Raw genomic sequence first — 15,755 nt, 5'->3', positions numbered from 1 at the left:
CTCATCCACCGAAGTGGACGGGGTATCAACTTTTGGCGTTGATTTTTGGCACGCTGTTGAGTTCTCAAGGAACGGACGCTTCCTTTGTACTCACCCTCTCGGGCTTTCCTCCGGGCTTCGTTCTGTTCTGTTCTTGCGTTTCCGACTCTATCAGACTCTTTCGGGCCTGACTCCCAGTCAGCGGGGTTTGTCTTCCGGGCTGTTGGGCCCTTCCGACTCCCGAACTCTAGCTGATTTCCCCGGCAACCGATAATCGGGCCTTCGGAAAGAAATTCGGACATGCCGAATTCGTTCCCGGTGGGAGATCCTGCTGAGTTGGGTGCCGCAACGAGGCGGCGGGATTCGTTGACGCCAGAACCTTTCGGCTCTGGGACAACTCGAAGAACCTTACGGACCCGCAGGGTCGGTGTCAACCCTGGAGGTCAGCTCCTCGACTGGAGGTCCTCCACGCGGTCCAACAGCCTGGTGAGCACGTCGCCGAGGATCGCGCGCTCGGCCGTGGAGAGGTCCTGGAGGAGGTCCTCCTCGAACACCGTGGCCGCGCGCATCGCGTCCAGCCACTTGCTCCGGCCCTCGTCCGTGAGCTCCACGATCACGCGGACCCGGTTGGACTCGTCGCGCTCGCGGGTCACCAGGCCGTCCGCGGTCATGCGGTCGATCCGGTGCGTCATGGCCGCCGGCGTGAGGCCCAGCTGCTTCGCGAGCTCGCTCGGGCCCATCCGGTAGGGGGAGCCGGAGATGACGAGGGCCTTGAGGACCTCCCACTCGGCGTTGCTGATGCCCAGGGCGGCGGTCTGGCGTCCGTACGCGACGTTCATGCGGCGGTTCAGCCGGCTCAGCGCCGACACCACCTTCTCGACCTGGGGGTCGAGGTCCTGGAACTCGCGCTGGTAGACGGCGATCTGCTCGTCGAGGCTCGGCTCGTGGACGGGCGTAGTGCCGTCGGGGGTGTCACCCATGCGTCGAAGTATGGCACGAGACCCATTGGCATCTAACTCCTTCGATGTGTAGAGTTAAGGATCGAACTTTAGGGATGAAGTCTTCAGGCTTCAGTTATCAAGGTGGTGAAAGTGACCAAGGTGATGGGCGCTGCGATGCGGCGGATCCAGGCCGGGAACGCGTTGACCGCGTTCGGCATCGGCTTCACGGTTCCGTTCCTCTACATCTACGTGGCGCAGGTGCGAGATCTGGGTTCCATGGCTGCCACGAGTGCGTTCGTGGCGTTCGCGCTGGGAGCCCTCGTCGCGCTGCCCTTCACCGGACGGGTCATCGACCGGCGTGGTCCGGTGCCCGTGGTCATGGGTGCGGCCGTCCTGGCCTCCGTCGGTGCGCTCGCGCTCGGGCTCTCGACGGGGGTCGTGCCGATCCTGCTGTCGGCCCTGGCGCTGGGTGCGGGGCAGGCCGTCATGCAGCCGGCGCTCGCCACGATGATCGTGTGGTGCTCCACCCCCGCGACGCGGACGCGGTCGTTCGCCCTGCAGTTCTTCCTGCAGAACCTGGGTCTGGGCATAGGCGGGCTCGTCGGCGGTCAGATCGTCGACGAGAGCCGGCCCGGTAGTTTCACCCTGCTGTTCGGCATCGAGGCCGTGATGTTCCTGGTGCTGGCCGCGGTCATCGCCACCGTGCGGATGCCGCAGGTGGCGGGCCTCCAGAACGCCATGCCGCAGAAGGACGCGGCCCCGGTCGGCGGCGGCTGGAAGCGGCTGCTCCGACACAAGGCGATGGTGCAGCTGTGCGTGCTGGGCTTCGTCCTCTTCTTCGCCTGCTACGGACAGTTCGAGTCGGGTCTGGCGGCCTTCGGTACCGAGGCCGCCGGGATATCCCCGTCCACGCTCGGGTTCGCGCTGGCCGCCAACACGGGTGCGATCGTGATCGCCCAGTTCGTGGTGCTGCGGCTCGTCGAGAAGCGGCGTCGGTCCCGGGTGATCGCGCTGGTCGGGCTGATCTGGACCGTGGCGTGGATCATCGCCGGGTTCTCGGGGCTGGGGCACGGCAGCGCGATGATGGCCGCCGCCGCGTTCATCACGACGTACGCGCTCTTCGGTATCGGTGAGGCCATGCTGTCGCCGACGCTCGCTCCGCTGGTGGCCGATCTGGCTCCGGAGGGCTCGGTCGGGCAGTACAACTCGGCCTTCGCCCTGGTGAAGCAGATGGCGCTGGCGCTCGGGCCGCTCGGTGTGCCGCTCGGTGCGGGGATCCCGATGCTCTACATCGGGCTGTTCGTGGTCGTCTCGCTGGGGATCGCCGGTCTGGCGCTGCGGCTCGGCAAGCAGCTGAGCCCCGTGCAGGACAACCCGTCGCTGAGCAGGGTCGTGGCGCAGGGCGGTCCGGCCGCCAGCGTCGCGAAGGCCGTGGCTTCGGAGCCCGCGCACGTGTAGTCGTACTCGAGGATGCAAGAAGAGAAGGCCCCGGTCCGGTGGACCGGGGCCTTTCGTGTGGGCGGCTACTTGTCCGGCAGGGCGAACTCGCACCAGACCGCCTTGCCGCCGCCGGGGGTGCGGCGGCAGCCCCAGGACGAGGCGATGGTGGCGACGATGGAGATGCCGCGACCGGTCTCGTCGGCCGGTTCGGCGCGGCGCCGACGCGGAAGGTGGTCGTCCCCGTCGGTGACCTCGACGATCAGGCGGCGGTCGGTGCGGCGCAGGCGCAGCCGCATGGGCGGGGTGCCGTGCTGGAGGGAGTTCGCGACGAGTTCGCTGGCCGCGAGTACGCCGAGGTCGCACAGCTCGACGGGGAACCGCCAGGAGGCGAGGACGCCTTGGGCGAAGGCGCGGGCGCGCGGGGCCGCCTCGATGCCGCCGAGGAGTTCGAGGGCGGCGTTGTGGAAGAGCTCGGCGTCTGCTCCGGTGCGGGCGGGCTGTTGGAGGACCATCACGGCGACGTCGTCGTCGTGGTCGGCGTCCACGCCCAGGGCGCGCATGAGGCGGTCGCAGACGACGGCGGGGGTGCCCTGGGCGCCGGAGAGGGCGCGTTCGAGGGTGGCCACTCCTTCGTCGATGTCCTCGCCGCGACGTTCGACCAGGCCGTCGGTGTAGAGGACGGCGGTGGAGCCGGGGCCCAGCGCGATGGTGCCCGAGGTGTGCAGCCAGCCTCCGGTGCCGAGCGGCGGGCCGGTGGGGTCGGCGGCGCGGCGTACGGTGCCGTCCTCGTCGCGGACGAGGATCGGGAGGTGGCCGGCGGAGGCGTACGCGAGGAGACCCTCGTTGGGGTCGTGGACCGCGTAGACGCAGGTGGCGATCTGGCTGGCGTCGATCTCGGCGGCGAGGCCGTCGAGGAGTTGGAGCACCTCGTGCGGCGGCAGGTCGAGGCGGGCGTAGGCGCGAACCGCGGTGCGGAGCTGGCCCATGACGGCGGCGGCGCGGACGCCGCGGCCCATGACGTCACCGATGACGAGGGCCGTCCGGCCGGCGCCGAGGGTGATGACGTCGTACCAGTCGCCGCCGACGGCGGCCTCGGTGCCGCCGGGTTGATAGGTCGCGGCGATGCGGAGGTCGTCGGGCTGTTCCAGCTCCTGCGGGAGGAGGGAGCGCTGGAGGGTGACGGCGGCCTCGCGCTGGCGGCGCTCGCTCACGCGCAGCCGGTCGACGGCTTCGGCGTGGTCGGTGACGTCGGCGAGGTGGACGAGGATCCCGCTCTGCCCCGGGTCGTCGGGGCCGTCGGCATCGGCCTTCGGGAAGTCGACCGGGGTGCAGGTCACGGTGTAGGAGCTGCCGCCGCCGGGGGCGGTGCGGTTCTTGGCCGTGCGGGGCTTGCCGCTGCGCTGGACCTGGTCGAGGAGTTCGAGGAGGCCGAGTTCGCCGAGTTCGGGGAGGGCCTCGTGGGCGGGGGAGCCGGGGGTGCGGGGGCCGAAGCCGGCGGTGTAGGCGTCGTTGACGTAGGCGACGCGGTGTTCGGGACCGTGGACGAGCGCCACCAGGGCCGGGAGCAGGCCGAGGACCTCGCGTACGGATAGCTCGTCGAGGGCGGGGACGGCGGCCAGTGGCGCCGTCCCGGTGCCGGACACCGTGGCGTCGGTGGGGCTGCCCTCCGGTGGGGTGAGGGGGTGGGCGGCGGCGCCGCGGGCTGCCGGGACGGAGCCCTCACCCCTTTTGGCCTGGGCGGCGGCGTGCTCGTTCCGCGCGGCGGCGCGGCGCTGCGTTCCGGGAAACCGGGCGCTCCAGCGCGTGAAGTTCACTGCGTTCAAGCCTCGTGGTGTCGCAAGTGGTCGCTGTGTCGCTCGTGGTCGGTCTCTGGACGTGTCGTTCGGTGCACGGGCACCCGCACGGTCACTCTGTGCAGGTGTGAGCGCACCTATGGTCACACGTCCAGTGTGGCGGACCGCACTGACAACGTCAGCCCTGGCTGTCCTGCGGGGGTTCGGGGGCGGGGCGGGGCTTGTGGTGTGCCGGGCCTCCGCCTGCGGCGAGTTCGAATTCTGCCCTGGGGTGTTCGAGTGAGCCTAGGGAGACGATCTCCCGCTTGAACAGACCTGAGAGGGTCCATTCCGCAAGGACGCGCATCTTGCGGTTGAAGGTGGGGACGCGGCTGAGGTGGTAGGCGCGGTGCATGAACCAGGCCGGGTAGCCCTTGATCTTGCGCCCGTAGATGTGGGCGACGCCCTTGTGGAGACCGAGGGAGGCGACGGAGCCGACGTACCTGTGGGCGTATTCGGTGAGGACCTCGTCGCGCAGGGCGGCGACGAGGTTGTCGGCGAGTTGCTTGGCCTGACGGACGGCGTGCTGCGCGTTGGGGGCACAGGTGTGGCCCGGTTCGGCGGCGGTGATGTCGGGGACGGCGGCGGCGTCGCCGGCGGCCCAGGCGTGTTCGACGTCCTTGACGGTGAGGAAGGAGGTGCAGATGAGGCGGCCGTGTTCGTTCCTGGGGAGGTCGGAGGCGGCGAGGACGGGGTGGGGCTTGACGCCGGCGGTCCAGACGACGGTGCGGGTGGGGAAACGGGATCCGTCGCTGAGGACGGCGACGCGGTCCTCGCAGGAGTCGAGGCGGGTCTCCAGCCGGACGTCGATGTTGCGGCGGCGGAGTTCACGGACGGTGTAGGTGCCCATCTCCGGGCCGACCTCGGGGAGGATCCGGTCGCTGGCCTCGACCAGCACCCACTTCATGTCCTCGGGCTTGACGTTGTGGTAGTACCGGGCGGCGTAGCGGGCCATGTCCTCCAGTTCCCCGAGGGCTTCGACGCCCGCGTATCCGCCGCCGACGAAGACGAAGGTCAAGGCCGCGTCGCGGATCGCCGGATCGCGGGTGGAGGAGGCGATGTCCATCTGTTCGATGACGTGGTTGCGCAGGCCGATGGCCTCTTCGACGGTCTTGAACCCGATGGCGTAGTCGGCGAGGCCGGGGATGGGGAGGGTGCGGGAGACCGAACCGGGCGCGAGGACGATCTCGTCGTACTCGATCTCGATCGCGCCGGTGCCCTCCTCGGCGGTGGCGAGGGTGGTGATGGTCGCGGTGCGCTTGGCGTGGTCGATGCTCTTGGCCTCGCCGATGACGATGCGGCAGCGGTCGAGGACGCGCCGGAGCGGTACGACGACGTGGCGGGGTGAGATCGAGCCGGCGGCGGCCTCCGGGAGGAAGGGCTGATAGGTCATGTAGGGCTCCGGTGTGACCACCGTGACCTCGGCCTCGCCGGATCTCAGCTTTCGCTGGAGGCCCAGGGCCGTGTACATGCCGACGTAGCCGCCGCCGACGATGAGGATGCGCGTGCGGGGCGGGGTACCGGGGGCGTCGCCCCGGGAGTTAGCAGCCTTCACCATCCCATGACGCAACGTGGCTGGGAGTTTGTCCACAGGCCCGTCAAATTGTGTGACCGGTGGGGGTGCCGGGACGGGGTTGCCGCAGGGGCCTGAAGGGAGTGAAGGTCCGCAGGTCAGCGTGTGCGGAGGCGGAGATTCCGGGGGCTTCCTGGGGAAAAGTGGGGGTCAATGCTCCGATCGGGCGGCGGCCGGTCCGGGGCTGCCCCTTCTGAATTGACTCTGGCTCAACTATGTTCGTATCTCGTCGAGGAGTAGGACCAGGGCCCTCATGACCGTGGCCCCCCTCGATGCGAAGGCGGGGAGTGTCTCCGGGGGGAGACAAATGATTACCGGGGGATACATATGCACATTTCCGATTTCCATGGTTCTGCCACCGCTCTGTCTGCCGAGAGCGGCGGCCGCGTGATGGCGGGCCCGACGACCCACGGGGTGGGCCGCTCGACGCCGTTGCGCGTGGACGCTCAGCGCAACCTCGAACACGTCCTGCGCGCGGCTCGCGAGGTATTCGGCGAGCTGGGCTACGGGGCTCCGATGGAGGACGTGGCGCGCCGCGCCCGCGTCGGTGTCGGCACCGTATACCGGCGGTTCCCGAGCAAGGACGTCCTGGTCCGCCGCATAGCGGAGGAGGAGACCGCCCGGCTCACCGAGCAGGCCAAGTCCGCGCTGGGCCAGGAGGAGGAGCCGTGGCAGGCGCTGTCGCGCTTCCTGCGCACCTCCGTGGCCTCCGGTGCGGGGCGGCTGCTGCCGCCGCAGATCCTGCGGGTCAACGCGGACGGGGAGGACGGGGCCGAGGAGGCGCCGGCCGACACGGCGCGTGTTCCGCACCAGCGCCAGGCCGTCGCGGGCGGGACGCCCGACCTCCGGGTCGTGGGCGCGCGGCACTCCGTCGAGGACGAGCTGGCGGACGACTCCGGCGCGGGTGCGCTGCTGGAGGTCGTCGGACGCCTGGTGGACCGTGCCCGGGAGGCCGGTGAGCTGCGTGCCGATGTCACGGTGGCCGATGTGCTGCTGGTCATCGCGACGGCGGCGCCGGCGCTGCCGGACCCGGCCCAGCAGGCCGCGGCTTCGGCCCGACTGCTGGACATCCTGCTCGAAGGGCTGCGCTCCCGGACGGTGTGAGGCAGCGCGGTTTCGCCGGGGGCGGTGCTTCCGGGCGCGGTGCTTCCGAGTGGTGTGCGGTGGCCCGCTTCGGACCCGGGGATGCGGTTGCGGCGTGAGCGGGGTGATGCGTCGGGGGCTTGGGCCTCGGGCGCTTCACCCCGCCGCTGGGCGTGGGGGCTGACGGCTTCGCGTCGGGTGCCTGGCGCGGTGGGCGGCGGGGCTTTGGTGCTGCGCCTGCCCGGGGTATGTGGTCGGGGTGCTGCCTCTGAAGGATCGGGGTCGGCGGGTTCGCACCGATGGGTTTCGGACTCAGCGGATCCCCCGCCGTGGGAGGGCACACCGGGACCGCCCTGCGGGACGGGTGGCACGTCAAAGGAGTTACTCGAACGGTCCGTCGCTCGAACGAGTGAGGATCGGCGCGGTGATTCGCCTGATCTTGCCCGGATGAGTGGATGCCGCTCGGAGCGGGTCGGGGTGCCTTCGGCGTGTGCCACGCTGGATCGGTGTACCGGTTGAGTGTGGCGTGCGGGGGCTTCCGCGATGAGCTTTGACGGGCGGGACGAGTCTCGCGGTGGCGCCGGTGGCGAGGTCGAGTCGGGGAGCCTGCCCGCCCGTCAGGTACCGGCCCAGCGCGAACCACACGGCCGGCATGCCGCCCCGGTAGCGGGCGGCGCCGATCTACCCCCGTCCGACGCGGACCTGGTCGCCCGGATGCGTGGCGGTGACGACGGCGCGTACGAGGAACTCTTCCGTCGGCACGCCGACGCCGTCCGCCGCTACGCGCGCACCTGTTGCCGCGACGGACACACCGCCGACGATCTGACCGCCGAGGTGTTCGCGCGCACGCTCCAGGCGGTGCGCGGCGGGGCCGGGCCGGACCAGTCGGTGCGGGCCTACCTGCTCACCACCGTCCGCAGGGTCGCGGCGGCGTGGGCGAGGACCGCCAAGCGGGAGCACCTCGTCGAGGACTTCGCCCTGTTCGCGGAGCAGTCGGCGGGTACCGAGTCCGCGTCCGGGCTCGGCGGGTCCGACACCCTTGAACTGGGCGCGGACGTACGGGCGATGCACGAGGCCGAGCAGTCGCTGGCCATGCAGGCCTTCCGGAGCCTGCCCGAGCGGTGGCAGGCCGTGCTGTGGCACACCACCGTCGAGGAGGCCTCGCCGAGTGCGATCGCCCCGCTGTTCGGGCTGAGCCCCAACGCGACGGCGGTACTGGCCGGCAGGGCCCGGGAGGGCCTCAAGCAGGCCTACCTCCAGGCCCATGTGAGTTCCGCGCTCAGCTCGGGCGGGGACTGCGCCCGGTACGCGGACCGGCTGGGCGCCTACGCGCGGGGCGGGCTGCGGGTGCGGGCGGAGCGCGGGCTGCGCAAGCACTTGGAGGAGTGTGCCAAGTGCCGCATCGCCGCCGGTGAGCTGAAGGACGTCAACGCCGGGATCCCCGCGCTGCTGCCGGTCGCGGTCATCGGCTGGTTCGCCGCCGGGTACGCCGTCAAGGCGGCCGGGGTGGTGGCCGGTGGGGCCGTGGCCGCGGGCGGGGCCGGAGCGGCCGCCGCCGCGGCGGGAGGTTCGTCGGCGGGAGTAGGAGCGGGAGCGGCCGGTGCGGGCACGGCGGCCGGGGCCGGGACCGCCGGTGCGGGTGGGACCGGGGGCGCGGGTGCCGGGGCCGGGGGCGCGGCGGTCTCCGAGGGGCTGGGGCTGCCGGCCAAGGCCGCCATCGCGGCCGGGATCGCGGTCGCGGCCGCCGCCGGGGTGGTGTTCGCCCTGGCCGGGGACGAGCCCGAGCAGCAGGCCCGGGCGAAGCCGTCGCCCGGGGTGGTGGCGCCGGCGGTGCCGGTGGTGCCGAAGCCGAGCCCGTCGCCCACGCCGCCCGGGTCGACTCCGGCGGGGGCCCCGGCTCCGGCCGCGCGGGCCTCCGTACCACCGCGCCGTACGAGCGCGCCCCCCGCCCCGGCGGCCTCCGCCCCGGCTCCGGCGCGGCCCTCGGCTTCGAAGCCGGCCCCGGTGACCGCCCCTCCGAAGCCCACGCCGACGCGTGCGAAGCCCTCGCCGACTCCGCCGGCCACCCCCGCGCCGCAGCCCCCGCAGGGGTTCCCGCTGGCCCGGCTGGGCCACTCGGCGTACGGGGCGCACCGCGGTCCGGAGCTGGAGACCTGGCGCAGCAGCTGGGTGTGGCAGCGGTGGGGGCCGGCAATCGGGGGGCAGCGGTTCGGGCAGGGCATCACGGTCAGCTCCCGTTCCTCGGTGGAGATCACCCTGAACCGCCGGTGCACCGCCTTCTCGGCGTGGGCCGGGGTGGACGGGCTGTCGCTGCTGACCGACGGCACGCTGCGGTTCTCCGTCTACGGCGACGGGCAGCGGCTGTGGCGGTCGGGCGTCCTCGGGTACGGGGACGCCCCGGAGGCGGTGAACGTGTCGCTGGCCGGGCGCGGGGCGCTGCGGCTGGTGGTGGAGCAGGTCGGACAGGGGAGGTTGCCGACGCTGGCGAGCTGGGCCGACGCGGTGATCAGCTGCCGTTGAGCCGGACGGCGGGGGCCTCGGGGGCACGTAGGCGATCGGGGTCGGGGCGCCGGCACCCCTCCGGGGGACGTGGAGCCGCTGCCGCTCGTGGTGACGGTCCGGTACCGCGACCGCAGGAAGGCGGGATGAGCGCGATGAGCGGAATTCGCCGCGGGCGGGCGATCCCGTGGAGCTCGGCGAGGATCACGTCGGCGGGCGGCGCTCCGCCGGTGGGTCCGGCGCTCACGTGACCGCCCAGCCGGGGTGACCGCCCAGCCGGGGTGACTGCCCAGCCGGCGCACGAGGAACGCCTCGTGGGGCCCTGTCCGGAGAAGGGCCCGCCCCTGCTCGTGGCGTCGGGCGGAGTCTGCCGGAGCGGTGTTCGCTCAGCGGTCCGCCGGTCTGCGGAGGGGGTCGGAGGCGGCCGAGCGGAGACGGAGGGGGACGCCCGGGGTGAGCCGGCCGAGCGGGGTCTCGAGGACGGGGACGGCGCGCCGGCGCGGGGTCGAGGTGCCGGTCCAGCAGGTGCCGCGACGGGCGAGGAGGCGGCGGAGCCACAGTTCCATCGAGACGAGTTCCGCGAGCCCGTCCAGCGGCACGGGCCGGCCGTCGGCGGCGTCGAGCAGGGCCTGACGCACGACGCGGGCTTCGATCAGACCCGCGTCGGCGAGCAGCGGGGCGGCGAAGAGCGCGAGGAGTTCCTGGAGGGCGGCGCGCAGCCCGAGGCGGGTCGCGGTCTCGTTCGGGGCGTGCTCGGTGACCCCCCAGCCGGGCGGCAGTTCGCGTACGCCGGTGGAGGCCAGGACGCTGCGCAGGATCGCGGCGCGGGCCCCGGGCTGCACCCGTAGGGATTCCGGCAGCGCCCGCGCGGCCCGTACGACCTGGTTGTCGAGGAACGGCGCGTGCAGGCGCTGGCTGCGCACCTCCACGGCCTGCTCGAAGACCCGGTGGTCGGCGGCGTGCCGGGTCAGCACCGAGCGGGCGCGGGCCTCACCGGGGCGCAGGGAGAACGGTGGGCGCCCCGCGGCGGCGCCCAGACGGATCGATACTTCCGCGAGGGCCTCACCGGTCAGCCAGGCCGCCGCGGGTCCGGGCCGGGACCAGGTGAGGGCGGCGAGGGAGGCGTCGACGGCGCTGCTCGGGTTGCCCCCGACGGCCCCCTCGCGCAGCCGGGCCGCGGCGGCCTCGATGCCCGCGCGGTACGGCGTACGGGCCAGGCGGCGGGCCGCCGCGTACACGGTGAGCGGGACGAGTAGGGACTCGCCGGAGGCCGACGCGGAGCGGGCGAGCGCGGCGACGGGCCGCAGCAGGTGGCGGCGTCGGCGGTCCATGAGGAGGTCGGCCATCCGGGCGGGGTGGGCGTCGAGCACCTGGCGGGCGCCGTGGCCGACGAAGTGGTCGGCGGAGCCGGCCGCCAGGCGGCGGCGTTCGCGGGCGGCGACGACGAGGGAGGGGCCGGGTTCGTCGGTGAGCGGACCGTCGAGTTCCGCGAAGGGGAGGGCTTCCTCGGCGGCGGCGACGACGACGTGGTGCAGCCGGGGGTTGGCGGCGATGGCGTGGGCGCGTTCGAGTTCGGCCTCGCGGCCCTGCGGGGTGGCGAGGTCGTTGAAGGTGACGGCGAGCAGCCGTGAGCCCGAGCCGGGGATGGTGCCGGGCGCGCCGGGCATGCCGGCGGCGAGCAGGGCGAGGGTGGCGGAGGCACTGCCGCCGGACAGGTCGGCGCCCACACCGGGTGCGGGGGCCCCGCGGGCGGCACGCCGGTCGGCGGGACCCATTCCGGGCACCGGTCCCGGATCGGGAACAAGTGTTTCGGGAGCATGCCGGGGGGCCGTGAGCCGGGCGCGCACCGCGTCGACCAAAGCTTCCCGTACGCCCTCCACCGCGCGCTCGGCGTCGGCCTCGGGCGTGGCCACGGCGAGGGAGGCCACGGGTTCGTAGCCGGTGATCTCCCGGGAGCCCTCGCGCAGGATCAGCGTGTGGCCGGGCGGGATGCGCCGCACACCCGCGTACGGTGTGCCGTCGCCCAGTGCCTCCGGGCTGTCGGGGCAGGCCAGGAGGGCGGCGAGGTGGCCCACGTCGAGCTGGGCCTCGATGAGGTCGGCGAGCGGGAGGGCGGCGGTGGCGTACGCGGTTCCGCCGGCCCAGGGCGTGTAGAACACGGGCCGGGCGCCGGCGAGGTCGCCGAGGACGGTGATGCGGCGGCCGGCCTGGACGACGGCGGTGTAGCTGCCGGACCACTGGGTGAGGTGGCGCAGTGCGCCGCCGCGGGCCGCGTACAGGGCGCGTCTGAGCTCGGCGTCGGTGGCGCCGCAGCAGCCGAGGACGGCGAGGCGGGTGAAGGGGTCCGCGGGGTCGGCGGTGACGGTGCGGATCTCGTCGGGGCGCCAGTCGCCGACGGCCCACAGCGGGTCGGGGTCGCCCCACAGGAGCTGGGCGCCGACGGGGTGGACGGTGCGGTCGGCGTCCTGGGCGGCGGGGTCGTCGGGGTGTGCGGCGTCCGCGATGCCGCCGCGGGTCCGGTCCTCGTACGGGCCACGGCCGTTGGCGGCGGAGTCACGCCCGCCCGAAGCCCCGTACGCGCCCGGCGGTGTTCCGTACGCACCCGATGTTCCCTGGCCGGAGACGCGCCCGGCCGTGCCGAAGCTCGCGGCGATACTGCTCCAGCCGACCAACCAGCGCACCGCCGCCTCCCCCAGCCTGTGGGCAAATGACCGGGGCGGTGCACGGCATCGGACGACGCTGTCGTCGCTGAGGGCGCGGCCGGCGGGACCCCGGGTGGCTCGGGGTCCATGCTGCCACGTGATGGGCGTGCGAGAGTGACTTCGGGGGGCGCACATGTAAACGAATACGCCCCGGCCACGCGGTATTTGGCGTTCCGTTCCCACCGCCCCATAGGTCGGTTTCGGCCATTCTTCGGCCGTACTGAGTACGTGCGCGCGCCGCTGCCGGCTTCGGCGGTGGGCGCGGCCCGGGAGGCGGGATCCACCCCCCGGACCGTTCCGCCACCCGCGGGGATTGAGGTAGCGGCATCCCCCGGCCCACCTGGTCCACGTGGCGGGCCGACCCACGCACCGCACATCGAATCGCCGGGCCCCGGCACGGGCCAGAGCGCACGGCCGGGCGCACGGCCACACGGCCGGAGCACGGACTGACACGTGCGCCCCGCGCCCCGGCCCCGCCCCGACTGTGCATACGGACAACAATCCCGCCATACGGAACTCGGGGCCTTAACGCTTGGGAGGCGGGGAACTACGCTGGGTTTACGAAATGCCGGGCGCCTATGCCCCGGCGGCGTCTGCGTTCCGCGTGTGACGAGGGGTGGCGCATGTCCAGGGAGCTCCGCGAGCCCAACGAGAAGCTCGGCGCCGTCCTCGCCCTGGCGGGCATCAGCAACGCCGGGCTGGCCCGGCGGGTCAACGACCTCGGCGCACAGCGCGGTCTGACGCTTCGCTACGACAAGACCTCGGTCGCCCGCTGGGTGTCGAAGGGGATGGTGCCGCAGGGCGCGGCCCCGCACCTGATCGCCGCCGCCATCGGGGCGAAGCTGGGCCGGCCGGTGCCGCTGCACGAGATCGGGCTGGCGGACGCCGATCCCGCGCCCGAGGTCGGACTGGCCTTCCCCCGCGACATCGGCGCGGCCGTGCGCTCCGCCACCGACCTCTACCGGCTGGACCTCGCCGGACGGCGCGGTGGTGGCGGGATCTGGCAGTCCCTCGCCGGATCCTTCGCGGTGTCGGCGTACGCGACGCCCGCCTCGCGCTGGCTGATATCTCCGGCCGACAGCTCCGTGGCGCGCGAACCGGGCCCGGCACCGGAATCCGGTACGCCGCCCGGCGCGGCCGGCGCCCCTCGCCCCGCCCCGACGGCGCGCCCCGCCACCGCGACCCGGCAGCCCGCCCCGACCCGGCCGGCAGCCGTACTCCCCGCGCAGGACGTTGTGCCCGCACCGCCCGGAAGCGAAACCGCGCCGACGGCGGCCCCGGCCGGCGCCGCGCCGGCGGAGGGCTCCCCGCAGCGGGTCGGGCACAGTGACGTCACGAAGCTCCGCGAGGCCGCCGAGGAGGCGCGCCGCTGGGACTCCAAGTACGGCGGCGGGGACTGGCGTTCGTCGATGGTCCCCGAATGCCTGCGGATGGACGCGGCACCGCTGCTGCTCGGCTCCTACACCGACGAGGTGGGTCGGGCGCTCTTCGGCGCGACCGCCGAACTGACCCGGCTGGCCGGCTGGATGGCCTTCGACACCGGCCAGCAGGAGGCGGCCCAGCGCTACTACATCCAGGCCCTGCGGCTGGCCCGCGCGGCCGCCGACGTACCGCTCGGCGGCTACGTGCTGGCCTCGATGTCCCTCCAGGCCACCTACCGGGACTTCCCGGACGAGGGCGTGGACCTCGCCCAGGCCGCCGTGGAACGCAACCGCGGCCTCGCCACCGCCCGCACCATGAGCTTCTTCCACCTCGTCGAGGCCCGGGCGCACGCGAAGGCGGGCGACTCGGCGGCCGCCGGGACGGCGCTGCGCGCGGCCGAGGGCTGGCTGGAGCGCTCCCGCGACGGCGACGGCGACCCGACCTGGCTCGGTTTCTACTCGTACGACCGTTTCGCGGCGGATGCGGCGGAATGCTACCGGGACCTCAAACTCCCCCGCCAGGTCCGCCGCTTCACCGAACAGGCCCTGTCCCGCCCCACCGAGGAGTACGCGCGCTCGCACGGGCTGCGCCTCGTCGTCAGCGCGGTCGCCGAGCTGGAATCGGGCAACCTCGACGCGGCGTGCGCGGCCGGTACCCGCGCGGTGGAGGTCGCGGGCCGGATCTCCTCGGCCCGGACGAACGAGTACGTACGGGACCTGTTGCACCGGCTCGAACCGTACGGGGACGAACCACGCGTCGCGGAGCTCCGCGAGCGGGCGCGGCCGCTGCTGGTGACACCCGCGTAGCCGCATTGTCGGTGGCGGGGTGCAGTATGCAGGGGTGGGAGGTGTCAGCGTGGACTGCGACGTGCTGGTGATCGGTGGTGGGATCGTCGGCCTGTCGACCGCGCATGCCCTCTCGCGCCTGGCCCCGGGGACGCGCGTGGTCGTCCTGGAGAAGGAGGCCGGGCCCGCCCGGCACCAGACGGGCCGCAACAGCGGGGTGATCCACAGCGGCATCTACTACCGCCCCGGCTCGCTCAAGGCGCGCTTCGCGGTGCGCGGGGCCGCCGAGATGGTCAAGTTCTGCGCCGAGCACGGCATCCCGCACGAGGTCACCGGCAAGCTGATCGTCGCGACCGAGCGGCGCGAGCTCCCCCGTCTGCACTCCCTCGTCCAGCGCGGCCGGGAGAACGGCATCCCCGTCCGCGAACTGGGCCCGGCGCAGATCGCCGCGTACGAACCGGAGGTCCGCGGCCTCGCCGCGATCCACGTCGGCACCACGGGCATCGTCGACTACGGACGGGTGGCGGCGCAGCTCGGGGAGTCCTCGGGCGCGGAAATCGTCTACGGCGGCGCGGTGGACCTCATCTCCCGGCGCCCCTCGGCGGTGGCGGTGCGCACGACGTCCGGCCTGGTGGTCAGGGCGAAGGTGCTGGTGAACTGCGCGGGCCTGCAGTGCGACCGGATCGCCCGCCTCGCCGGCGACGACCCGGGCATGCGGATCATCCCGTTCCGCGGCGAGTACTACGACCTGGCCCGCCCTGACCTCGTCCGGGGCCTGGTCTACCCGGTACCCGACCCGGCGTTCCCGTTCCTCGGCGTCCACCTCACCCGGGGCATCGGCGGCGGCGTCCACGTCGGGCCGAACGCGGTGCCCGCGCTGGCCCGCGAGGGCTACGGCTGGTCCACCGTCCGCCCCCGCGACATCGGCTCCGAGCTGGCCTGGCCGGGATCCTGGCGGATGGGCGCGCGGCACTGGCGGTACGGGGCGGGCGAGATCCGCCGCTCCCTGTCGAAGCGGGCGTTCACCGAGGCCGTACGCCGCCTGCTGCCGGCCGTCACCGCCGCGGACCTCACCCCGGCCGCGGCCGGCGTCCGCGCGCAGGCGGTCCTGCGGGACGGAACCCTGGTCGACGACTTCCTGATCCGGGAGGCCCCCCGCACGGTGCACGTACTCAACGCCCCCTCCCCTGCGGCGACCGCCTCCCTCCCCATCGGCCGCGAGGTCGCCACCCGAGCCCTCCACACCCTCCGCAAGGCCTGACACGAGCCCCCGGCCGGGACGGTGACGGAATCGAACGACGGACCCGAAGCCCGACACCGGGCGACGAACCCGCAGGTCGGGGCCGGGGCCACGCCGAAGGTCGACCCGAGGGACGCGCCCGGGCTACGGGGGTGGGGGGGGGGGGCGCCGGGGGCGGGGCCCCCCCCCCCCCCCCCCCCCCCCCCCCCCCCCCCCCCGCCCGGGCCCCCCCCCCCCCCCCCCGGGGGGCGCCCACCGC

Annotated in this window: 9 protein-coding genes; 5 read left to right on the top strand and 4 right to left on the bottom strand. The window is 73.6% G+C overall.

Translation table 11 applies throughout. From position 1 onward, the window contains the following. Positions 1-422 precede the first annotated feature (422 nt). Positions 423-959 (bottom strand): MarR family winged helix-turn-helix transcriptional regulator, encoded by a 537-nt coding sequence (locus ACFY0I_RS08195; RefSeq protein ID WP_388891778.1) that lies wholly within the window; start codon positions 957-959, stop codon positions 423-425. A gap of 123 nt (positions 960-1,082) precedes the next feature. Here ACFY0I_RS08195 and ACFY0I_RS08190 point away from each other — a divergent pair, with 123 nt between their 5' ends. Further along, on the top strand, positions 1,083-2,378 hold the full coding sequence (locus ACFY0I_RS08190; RefSeq protein WP_388891848.1) for an MFS transporter: 1,296 nt from the start codon (positions 1,083-1,085) through the stop codon (positions 2,376-2,378). A gap of 65 nt (positions 2,379-2,443) precedes the next feature. Here the strand turns inward: ACFY0I_RS08190 and ACFY0I_RS08185 are convergent, their stop codons facing one another. Further along, the gene (locus tag ACFY0I_RS08185; RefSeq protein ID WP_388891845.1) at positions 2,444-4,174 is read right to left on the bottom strand and encodes a SpoIIE family protein phosphatase; all 1,731 of its coding nucleotides are present in this window, start codon (positions 4,172-4,174) and stop codon (positions 2,444-2,446) included. A 157-nt stretch (positions 4,175-4,331) separates the two neighbouring features. Continuing rightward, positions 4,332-5,750, bottom strand: a complete 1,419-nt coding sequence (locus ACFY0I_RS08180; protein WP_388891775.1) for an NAD(P)/FAD-dependent oxidoreductase — start codon at positions 5,748-5,750, stop codon at positions 4,332-4,334. Between the two features lie 342 nt (positions 5,751-6,092). Here ACFY0I_RS08180 and ACFY0I_RS08175 point away from each other — a divergent pair, with 342 nt between their 5' ends. Together ACFY0I_RS08175 and ACFY0I_RS08170 are read left to right on the top strand one after the other, a co-directional pair. Then, positions 6,093-6,869: a TetR/AcrR family transcriptional regulator gene (locus ACFY0I_RS08175; protein ID WP_388891773.1), complete on the top strand. Its 777-nt coding sequence runs from the start codon at positions 6,093-6,095 to the stop codon at positions 6,867-6,869. Between the two features lie 522 nt (positions 6,870-7,391). Further along, the gene (locus ACFY0I_RS08170) at positions 7,392-9,368 is read left to right on the top strand and encodes a sigma-70 family RNA polymerase sigma factor (protein ID WP_388891770.1); all 1,977 of its coding nucleotides are present in this window, start codon (positions 7,392-7,394) and stop codon (positions 9,366-9,368) included. 365 nt (positions 9,369-9,733) lie between these two features. Here the strand turns inward: ACFY0I_RS08170 and ACFY0I_RS08165 are convergent, their stop codons facing one another. Further along, on the bottom strand, positions 9,734-12,028 hold the full coding sequence (locus ACFY0I_RS08165; protein WP_388891767.1) for an asparagine synthase-related protein: 2,295 nt from the start codon (positions 12,026-12,028) through the stop codon (positions 9,734-9,736). Positions 12,029-12,672: 644 nt separating this feature from the next. Between ACFY0I_RS08165 and ACFY0I_RS08160 the strand changes: the two genes are divergently transcribed. Then, entirely contained in the window at positions 12,673-14,277 is a 1,605-nt protein-coding gene (locus ACFY0I_RS08160) for a sporulation protein (protein WP_388891764.1), read from the top strand. Between the two features lie 19 nt (positions 14,278-14,296). Then, entirely contained in the window at positions 14,297-15,517 is a 1,221-nt protein-coding gene (gene lhgO / locus ACFY0I_RS08155; protein WP_388891761.1) for an L-2-hydroxyglutarate oxidase, read from the top strand. The last annotated feature ends 238 nt before the right edge of the window (positions 15,518-15,755 follow it).

This window comes from Streptomyces sp. NPDC001568 (genome assembly GCF_042893755.1).
Classification (GTDB): Bacteria; Actinomycetota; Actinomycetes; order Streptomycetales; family Streptomycetaceae; genus Streptomyces.
This window is presented reverse-complemented; position numbering and strand designations above follow the sequence as displayed.

What these genes read in the sequence shown, in the direction of transcription:
- ACFY0I_RS08195 (WP_388891778.1), bottom strand. Translation starts at nt 959, where the DNA reads ATGGGTGACACCCCCGACGGCACTACGCCCGTCCACGAGCCGAGCCTC.
- ACFY0I_RS08190 (WP_388891848.1), top strand. Translation starts at nt 1,083, where the DNA reads ATGGGCGCTGCGATGCGGCGGATCCAGGCCGGGAACGCGTTGACCGCG.
- ACFY0I_RS08180 (WP_388891775.1), bottom strand. Translation starts at nt 5,750, where the DNA reads ATGGTGAAGGCTGCTAACTCCCGGGGCGACGCCCCCGGTACCCCGCCC.
- ACFY0I_RS08175 (WP_388891773.1), top strand. Translation starts at nt 6,093, where the DNA reads ATGCACATTTCCGATTTCCATGGTTCTGCCACCGCTCTGTCTGCCGAG.
- ACFY0I_RS08170 (WP_388891770.1), top strand. Translation starts at nt 7,392, where the DNA reads ATGAGCTTTGACGGGCGGGACGAGTCTCGCGGTGGCGCCGGTGGCGAG.
- ACFY0I_RS08160 (WP_388891764.1), top strand. Translation starts at nt 12,673, where the DNA reads ATGTCCAGGGAGCTCCGCGAGCCCAACGAGAAGCTCGGCGCCGTCCTC.